This is a genomic window from Lentzea rhizosphaerae (assembly GCF_042649515.1).
Classification (GTDB): Bacteria; Actinomycetota; Actinomycetes; order Mycobacteriales; family Pseudonocardiaceae; genus Lentzea; species Lentzea aerocolonigenes.
On the sequence record NZ_JBHRZI010000057.1, the window covers coordinates 446,529 to 454,966 of the forward strand.

Annotated in this window: 7 protein-coding genes; 1 reads left to right on the forward strand and 6 read right to left on the reverse strand. The window is 69.7% G+C overall.

Going from position 1 to position 8,438, the window contains the following annotated elements:
* Positions 1 to 23: 23 nt before the first annotated feature.
* Complete coding sequence (locus ACFOWZ_RS46750; RefSeq protein ID WP_382380959.1) at positions 24 to 1,076, forward strand: alpha/beta hydrolase; 1,053 nt, start codon at positions 24 to 26, stop codon at positions 1,074 to 1,076.
* On the opposite strand, the gene ACFOWZ_RS46755 is transcribed toward ACFOWZ_RS46750, so the two are convergent.
* From ACFOWZ_RS46755 to ACFOWZ_RS46780, 6 genes are all read right to left on the reverse strand, one after another.
* A complete protein-coding gene (locus ACFOWZ_RS46755) occupies positions 1,052 to 2,227 on the reverse strand; it encodes an MFS transporter (RefSeq protein ID WP_382380961.1) in 1,176 nt (391 codons plus the stop codon). The genes ACFOWZ_RS46750 and ACFOWZ_RS46755 overlap by 25 nt on opposite strands.
* Entirely contained in the window at positions 2,224 to 3,384 is a 1,161-nt protein-coding gene (locus tag ACFOWZ_RS46760) for an MFS transporter (protein WP_382380963.1), read from the reverse strand. The genes ACFOWZ_RS46755 and ACFOWZ_RS46760 overlap by 4 nt, the downstream gene beginning before the upstream one ends.
* A gap of 224 nt (positions 3,385 to 3,608) precedes the next feature.
* A complete protein-coding gene (locus tag ACFOWZ_RS46765; protein WP_382380965.1) occupies positions 3,609 to 5,024 on the reverse strand; it encodes a gluconokinase in 1,416 nt (471 codons plus the stop codon).
* Positions 5,021 to 5,749, reverse strand: coding sequence for a class I SAM-dependent methyltransferase (locus ACFOWZ_RS46770; protein ID WP_382380967.1), 729 nt, complete (start codon positions 5,747 to 5,749; stop codon positions 5,021 to 5,023). The genes ACFOWZ_RS46765 and ACFOWZ_RS46770 overlap by 4 nt, the downstream gene beginning before the upstream one ends.
* Positions 5,750 to 5,922: 173 nt before the next feature.
* Positions 5,923 to 7,401, reverse strand: a complete 1,479-nt coding sequence (locus ACFOWZ_RS46775) for an ADP-ribosylglycohydrolase family protein (RefSeq protein ID WP_382380969.1) — start codon at positions 7,399 to 7,401, stop codon at positions 5,923 to 5,925.
* Positions 7,398 to 7,961: a hypothetical protein gene (locus ACFOWZ_RS46780; protein WP_382380971.1), complete on the reverse strand. Its 564-nt coding sequence runs from the start codon at positions 7,959 to 7,961 to the stop codon at positions 7,398 to 7,400. Before ACFOWZ_RS46780 ends, ACFOWZ_RS46775 begins: the two co-directional genes overlap by 4 nt.
* Positions 7,962 to 8,438 lie beyond the last annotated feature (477 nt).

Genomic DNA, 8,438 nt, shown 5'->3' on the forward strand with positions numbered 1-8,438 from the left:
TACTCGCTAGTAACGTGCAACACATGTCGAACTTCCAGGCGGCCGTGCTGGCCGGTGCACTGCGCTTCGCGTTCGGTCTTCCCGGTCCGGTGCGCCGCCTCATCGCCGGTACCCCGATCCGTCTGGACGGCCAGGACCTGCACCCGGAGGCGCAGCTGTTGCTGAGGCTCCAGCAGTTGTCCGGGACCGATTGGCGCACGAAGTCAGCATCCGAGAGCCGACTGGACCTGGAGTTGAGTTCGAAGCTCGTCGCCGGTCCGAAGATCACCGGACTGAGCACGCGGGAGCTCACGATCGGGGAGTTCGCCGGTCGTCTCTACACGCCGGACGGCCTCGCTGAGGGCTCGCCGCTGTTGATCTTCTACCACGGTGGTGGCTGGGTCACCGGAAGCCTGGAGAGCCACGACCAGCTGTGCCGGTTCCTCTCGAGGGAGGGCGGTGTCCGGGTGCTGGCGGCCGACTACCGGCTGGCCCCCGAGGCGCCGTTCCCCGCCGCGGCCGACGACGCCGCCGAGGTGCTCCGGTACGCCGTCGCGAAGGCGGAGGACCTGGGCATCGACCCGAAGCGGATCGCGCTGGGCGGCGACAGCGCGGGCGGCAACCTGGCCGCGGTGACCGCGCACGGCGCCGAGGTCGACATCGCGTTCCTGCTGCTCTTCTACCCCGGTGTCGACGCGTCGGTGCGCCGCCGGTCACGTGAGATCTTCGGCAACGGGTTCTTCCTGACCGACGAGAAGATGGACTGGTTCCTCGACCAGTACAGCGCCGGAGGCAAGGACCGCCACGACCCGCGCCTGTCGATCATGCTGGCCGAGGACGTCTCGAACCTGCCGCCCACCTACATCGCGACGGCGGGCTACGACCCGTTGCGCGACGAGGGCGAGGCCTTCGCGGAACGACTGGCCGCGGAGGGCGTGCCGGTCGTGCTGCGCAGGCACGAAGGCCTCTTCCACGGCTTCGCGAACGTGCTCGGCGTCGGCGGGATCTTCCGAGAGGCCGTGTCCGAAGCCGTCGGTGCGCTCCGGACCGGCCTGGCCCTCGCCAACTCCGCTCAGGACGTGACCGAGACCGCCTGACGCTGGCGGGACAGCACCCAGCCCAGTCCGGCGATCGTCAGCCCGGCCAGACCGGCGACGACGAAGCCGAGCGGGGGTCCGCTGTGGTCCACGGCGATCCCCGCGAGCGGCTGCCCGGCCGCGACGCCGAACGTGAACGCCGAGCCCTGCAGTCCCAGCGCCAGCCCGCGTGCCGTCGGCGGCGCGATCTTGGCGATCTGCTCGGACGAGGCGGCGATCGTCGGGGCGCACGCCAGGTTCGCCGGAACGAGCGCGAGCGCCAGCAGCCACACGTTGCCGTCGCCGATGCCGACCGGGATCAGCAGCGCCGACATGATCGCCAGCAGGGCCAGCCCTCCCGGCGCCCGTTTCAGGCCGCCGTAGACGAGCCCGCCCAACGCCGACGCGGCGCACATCACCACGAAGATCAGGCTGAGCCAGGTCTGCTTCCCCGCGTGCTCCAGCGAGGCGATGGACGCGATCTCCATCCCCGACAACGACATCGTCGCGCCGAACGGGATGATCAACGCCGCGATCATCGGCCCGCGCAACCACTCCCGCAGCTTCGGCGGCGGTCCTTCCGCGACCTCGTCCTCGTGCACCAGCACCGGGTTCACGACGAAGAGCACCGCGCTCGCGACCAGGATCGCCACACCGATCGTGACCAGCGCGATGCCGGACGAGAACTTCGTCGCGATCAGCACACCCGCCGCGGGCCCGACCATGAACGACAGCTCGACCGAGATCGAGTCCAGAGAGAACGCCGGCCTGCGCTGCGGTTCGGGCACGATCGCCGTGAGCGCCTGCCTGCCGATCGACATCACCGGCACCGCCACCAGACCGTTGGCGAACGCGAGGACGAGCAGCACGTAGTAGTCCATCAACGGCGCGGTGACCCAGAAGACGCCCTCCAGCAGGCTGAGCATCAACGTGATCCGCAGGCCCTTGCTGTCGACCAGCTTGCCCATCAGCGGCGACCCGAGGCCAAGGCCGATCATGGTCGCGAAACCCACCGAGCCTGCCGCCGCATACCCCTCGTCGAGCGTGGTGACGACGTGCAGGGTCACCGTGACGCCGGCCGCCGTCGGAGGGATCCTGGCGAACAGCATCAGCAGCATCAGCGGTCGTACCCCGGGCAGCGCCAGGACGGACTTGAACGGGGTGAGGTTCACGGTGCCATCGTCACCCCGGTGGCAACGGGTTTACGTTGCCGGGCGAGCGCCCAGGCGACACCCGCCACCACGAGCCCGGCCACGCCGACGACCGCGAACCCGGCAGGAGCGCCGCCGCGGTCGACCGCGACACCGGCGAGCGGTGCGCCGATCGCGCCGCCGACGGTGAACGCCGACCCCTGCAAGCCCATCGCCAGCCCACGGGCCGTCGGCGGCGCGAGCCTGCTGATCTGCTCACCGCACGCCGCGATCAACGGCGCGCACATGAGGTTCATCGGAACGAGGAGCAGGCACAGCAGCAGCACGTTGCCATCGCCCAGTCCGACCGGGATCTCGAACGCCGCCATCAGCGCGAGCAGGACCAGCACGCTGGGCGCCCTCTTCACGCCGCCGTAGACCAGACCGCCCACGATCGACGCCGCGCACATCGCGAAGAACACCGCGCCGAGCCAACTCTGCTCGCCGATGTGCTCCAGCGACGCGATCGCCGAGACCTCCATGCCGGCGAGACACACGGTCGCGCCCGTGCACACGACCAGCACGCCGACGATCCGGCCGCGCATCCACTCCACGATCCTCGGCTTCGGTCCGTCGACGACCTCGTCCTCGTGGACCATCGGCGGGTTCGCCCAGTACAGCAGCACGCCCGCGACCAGGAGCGACGCGCCGATGAACATCAACGCGGCGTTGGTGGAGAACTTCGTCGCCACGAACACGCCGAGCGCGGGCCCACCCATGAACGACAGCTCGACCGAGATCGAGTCGACCGACAACGCGACCCGCCGCTGGCTGTCCGGGACGAGCGCGGTGATGACCTGCCGGCCGATCGACATCATCGGCACGCCGAGCAGACCGACGGCGAACGAGCTGATCAGCAACGTCCAGTAGCCCATCAACGGCGCGGTGAGCCAGAACACCGCGGTCGCCGTGACGCTCACCCTCAGCATCGCGCGCAGGCCGCGTTCGTCGACCAGCCTGCCCATCATCGGAGCGCCGAGCCCCATGCCGATCGTGCCCGCGGCGCCGACCAGTCCGGCAGCGCCGTATCCCCGGTCGAGCGTGACCGCGACGTGCAACGTGAGGATCACGCCGGTCGCTGCGGGAGGCATCCTCGCGAAGAACATCAACAACGCGAGCGAACGAACCCTGGGCAGCATGAGAACGTGTTTGAAGGGGGCGAGATCCACAAGTCCATCCTCACCGGGATGGCAAAATGTTTAACCCTTCGTTTTCTTGATGTGTTCAAGATCGCAGCACTAGAGTGGTCGGGTGCCAGCACTGGACCACCTCGTGTGTCGCGAATGCGGGCGGATCGAGGACGTGGTCTGCGTCTTCGAGCCGGCGGTCGAGCTCGCCGGGTTCCACGTCGAACGTGCCGAGGTCACGTTCTGGGGCCGGTGTCCTCGCTGTACAGCTCCTCCAGCGCCCGGTACGCCTTCGCCACGAACGGCCGTGCCTTCGCATACCGCCTGATCGCGTCCTCGTCCGGCGTGATCGTCCGGATCGGCCGCACGAGGTCGACGGTCAGGCTCGGGATCTCGTCGAGCGCGCGCCACGCCAGCAGCGCCGCGCCCACGGCCGACCCGCCGGTGTCCTCGGTGAGGTGCAACGGCATGCCGAGCGCGTTCGCCAACGTCTGCGCCCACACCGGGGCGCGGAAGGCGCCGCCGGTGATCCGCAACGACGTCACGTGCGGGACGGCTTCGAGCACCAGCGCCAGCTGCTGGCACACGCCCTCGACCAGGGCCTTGGTGATCTGCTGCGGGGTGTGTTCGCGACGCAGGCCGAGCAGGGCGGCGTGCGCGGTCGGGTCCCACCACGGCGCGCGTTCCCCCAGCAGGTACGGCAGCGCGACGAGACCGTCCGAGTCGGCCGTCGAAGCCTGGTCGAGAAGATCGCCGATGGGGATGCCGAACGTCTCCGACGCCCACTGCGCGACGACACCGCCGTTGCTGATCGCGCCGCCGCGGACCCAGAGTCCCTCGGCGATCGCGTAGCTGAACGTGCGGCCCTCCGCGTCGACCCCGGGCCCCTGCTGCGCCACGCGGAGTGCTCCCGACGTGCCGAGCGAGACCGCGCCGGCGCCGGGCGTGGCCGCACCGACGCCCAGGTTGCCGAGCGGCCCGTCACCGCCGCCGACGATGACCGGAATGCCTTTGCGCAGACCGGGGATCTCGGCTTTGAGGGGCGTCGAGTGGGTGGGTTCGACGAGCGGCGGGAGCTGGTCCGCGGTGATGCCCGCGAACTCCAGCGACGGCTCGTGCCACTGCAGGGTGTTGACGTTCATCAGGCCCGTGCCAGAGCCGCACGAGTGCTCGTTGATCAGCTCACCGGTGAGGTGCAGGTGCACGAAGTCCTTGATCTCGCACCACTTCGTGGCACGGACGCCGTTCTCGTGGAACCAGGCGAGCTTCATCAGCGGCGTGAACGAGTGGATCGGCGCACCGGTCGCCTGGTGCAGCTCGCGGCCCTCCGCCGTCCCGCGCAGGCGTTCGGTCTGCTCGACCGCGCGGTTGTCGGCCCAGCTCAGCGACTCGGTGACCGGACGCAGGTCGGCGTCGAGACCCATGATCGAGTGCATGGCACCGGTCAGCGAGATGGCGCGGACGTCGTCGGACGCCAGCTCGCGCAGGGCGTCGAACGCGGCGTCGAGCACGTGCTGAGGGTCGTGCGCGGCTTCGAGACCGCTGGTGCGCATCGGGTACGTGCGCTCGGTCGAGGCGACGACGCGAGCCTGCGCGTCGACCGCGACGACCTTGGTGGCGGTGGTGCCGAGGTCCACCGCGAGGACGATCACGCGGACCGCACAGCGGTGAAGACGCCGAAGCTCGGGCACTGCAGCAGCGCGTCCCAGGACTCCTCTTCGTCCGGCACCACGACGGGCTGGCGGGTGACCTCCGTCAGGCCCGCACGGGCGAGCGCGCCGTCGAACACGCCGCGCTCCCAGTAGAAGGAGTCGAAGTCGAACGGCGGGTCGCCGAGGACCTGCACCCTGACCGGCTGCTTCAGGTCCATCGGGCCGGTCGGGATGATCTCGTAGCCGTAGCGGCCGTACTTCGCGTACAGCTCCCAGTCCGGTTCCGGGTTCGGCACGAGCACCACGAGCCGTCCGCCGGGAGCGAGGTTGGTGATGAGGTTCGTGACCATGGCGTCGAGGGCGGGCACGTCGTCCGCGTAGCCGAGCAGCCACACCGCGGTCACCACGTCGAACTCGCCGAGCACCGGCAGGGTGGTCGCGTCGTGCTGCTCGTAGGTGATGCCGCGCCGCTCGCGCTTCTCGACGTGGCGGGCGTAGCCGATCATCTCGCCGGCCGAGTCGACGCCCATGACCGTCGTCGCGCCGAGGTCGTGGAAGAGCCTGGCGTAGAACCCGGTGCCGCAGGCCACGTCCAGCACCGACTTGCCGCGCAGGTCACCGACCGCGGACAGCAGGGTGGCGCGCTCGGCCAGCCCGGTGGGGATGTGCTTGGCGCGCTCGTAGATCGCACCCAGCGCGTCGTACTGCTCGTCGCTCTCCGCCATGAACATCACCCTAGTGCCGTGGCCGCTGACCTTTGCCCCGTATTCGGTGGTCAGACGGGTGCATCGCGGTGCCGGCCCCACGTCCTCATCCTGGTTGGCTGTGGGCGTGGGGCCGGTGCCGCGAGGCGCCCTGCTGAGCGCCGAAGACGCGGCAGAGGTCAGCGGTCACGGCACTAGGACGGTGGGTAGCGGGTGAACCACTCCTGTGCCACCGGCGCGGCCGGGCTGTTCTCGAGCTCCCAGTCCCCGACCATCCGGTCGATGACGTCCCGGAACTGCACGCGCTCGACCCAGTCCGGGCGGATCTTGCCGATGCCGTGCAGCGCGCCGACGAGGTTGCCGCACATCGACGCCGTCGAGTCGTTGTCGCCGCCGTGGTTGACCGAGATCAGCAACGCCTCGTTGGGGTCGTCGGTCACCAGCGCCGAGTACAGCGCGATCGCGAGCGCGGTGTCGCCGACGCCGCCGCGCCCCAGCTCCTCGACCCGCGCCACGCTCGGCTCCCCCAGCGCGGCCAGTTCGACGGCGTGCTCGATGGCGGCGACGACTTCTTCGTGGTCCTCGCGCCGGACGAGCGAGTCGACCGCCACCTCGAGCGCTTCCGGCAAACCCCTGCCGCGCAACAGCTGGTGCACCAGCACGGCGAACACGCCGGCCGACAGGTAGCCGCTCGGGTGGCCGTGGGTCAGCGCGGCGTTGGCGGCCGCCAGCGCGAACACCATCGCCGGGTCCTCGTCGGCGAGCGCGACCGGTGCGACCCTCATGGCTCCGCCGCAGCCCTTGGAGTTGTTGACGGGCTTGGTGATCGAGGCCTGCTCGCCGGTGCGGGCGAACTCCTGCAACGCGCTCGTGCACGTGAGTCCGGGTGCGCGCATCCGGAAGAGGTCCCGGTGCGTGATCAGCCAGCCGTCCGGTTCCTCCAGAGTGGACAGAGCTCCGCGTGCCTTCTCCCACGGCGTTTTCTGCGTGTGCAGCCACCGCTGGTAGGCGTTCTGGGTGACGGCGGTGAGATCCGCGGGACCGCTGAGTCGTTCGAGGACGTGCCACCTGATGACCGCCTCGAACGTGAACAGCGTCATCTGGGTGTCGTCGGTGATGTCCGGCTTCTCCGGCAGGTCCGTGATGCCGTCCGGGCCGTGCCGTTCGTGGATGACCTCCATCGGCAGGTTCTCGGTGTTCGCACCGAGCGCGTCACCGATCGCACCCGCGGTCAGGCACCCGCGCAGCCGTGCGTTGTCCTTGTGCCGCACCACGAAGAACCTGCGGCCCGCGGCATCGGCCCAGCGGCGGGCCTCGCGCGCGGCGGACGGCCGTTCACCGCACCCGCAGGTCCGCATGTGCTGCGCGGCGGCGTCACCCAGTTCGGTGAAGTCGAACTCGGTGTCGAACGGCTGACCGGGATTCACGTGCAGCCGCTGCGGAGAGCTCTCGACGAGCCTGCTCAGGATCGTGTGCAACGGGAGGCGGTTCCACTGCTCGACGTCCGCCGGCATCCGCGACTCGTCCGTGTAGACGTCGAGCACCTCGACGTCGGTCAGCAGCGACTCACCGGGAACGAGCAGCTCACCGTGCGCCGCGTGGTGGCCGAAGCCGTTGACGTCGCCTTCGTACTTCTGCAGCAGGTGTTCCATCGGGGTCAACGGCCTGCTCACCACGACCTCCGGTACAGCTCTTCGGCGACCTGCCGGATCTCGTGCTCCGGCCCACCCTGCAAGGCACCGGCGATCGCCCGCGCGACACCCCGGCCCTCACCGCGCACGGCCTGCGCCAGCGCACCCGCGGCGGTGAACGGGTCGGCGTCGGGAGGGTCGAGCTCCGACGACGTGAAGAGGTGGTCGGCCAGCAGGACCACGGCTTCGACGGCCGGGGAGTCCGGGCCGTGCGTGAGCGCGACGAGCTCGCGGATCCGGTCCTCGTCGAGACGCTGGACGGCGGCGGGCAGCGCCCAGATCAACGCTCCGGGCCCCTGCGACCTGATCTTGCCGCGGTAGCGGACCTCGACCTGGTCACGGGCACCCTGCCGGGACACCAGATCCGGCTGCACGGCGGGCTTCGCGGCCCACTCCGCCAGCGCCTTCGCGGGATCGTCGGCAGAACACGCGACCAGCTGGTCGACCAGTCCTGTTCGGACACCCGCACCCGCGGCAAACCCTTGATAGGCGGCCACGACCTCGGTGAGGCGGGGCGGCCTGATCCACTCGATCTCCCCCATCGCCGCCCGACCCTACCTGGCCGGGCGGCGACAGCGGGACGGATCAGAGGCGCTTCGCGAGTTCTTCCGCGACCTCGTAGGTGTTCAGCGCCGCACCCTTGTCGGCGGGCGTTGGGAACTTCTTCGCCGATGGGCTGGAACAGATCCGCCCGAGTGCGCCGGAAGGTCTGGAGTTGGCTACTCGAAACTACCTGCAACTCCCCTTCGCACAGCCGCAAGCTTGTGACCTGCAGAAACAGGCTGCTTCACGTTCTACTTGAAACCTACTGGCAAGGACACGGCCGACCCAGATGCGTCAGCGACGCACGACCCTACTTGAAGAAGTTTGGAGAAGGGTCGTGACGATCAACGAGGTCGAGGCGACTGGATCCACGTATCGCCGCAAAGCTCCCCCAGGGAAGCCAGCGCGCACTGGATGTCTTGCGCGCAGCATCGGCGTGTCGCAGGCGTGTCGCCTCTTGTTGTTTGGCGGGGGGG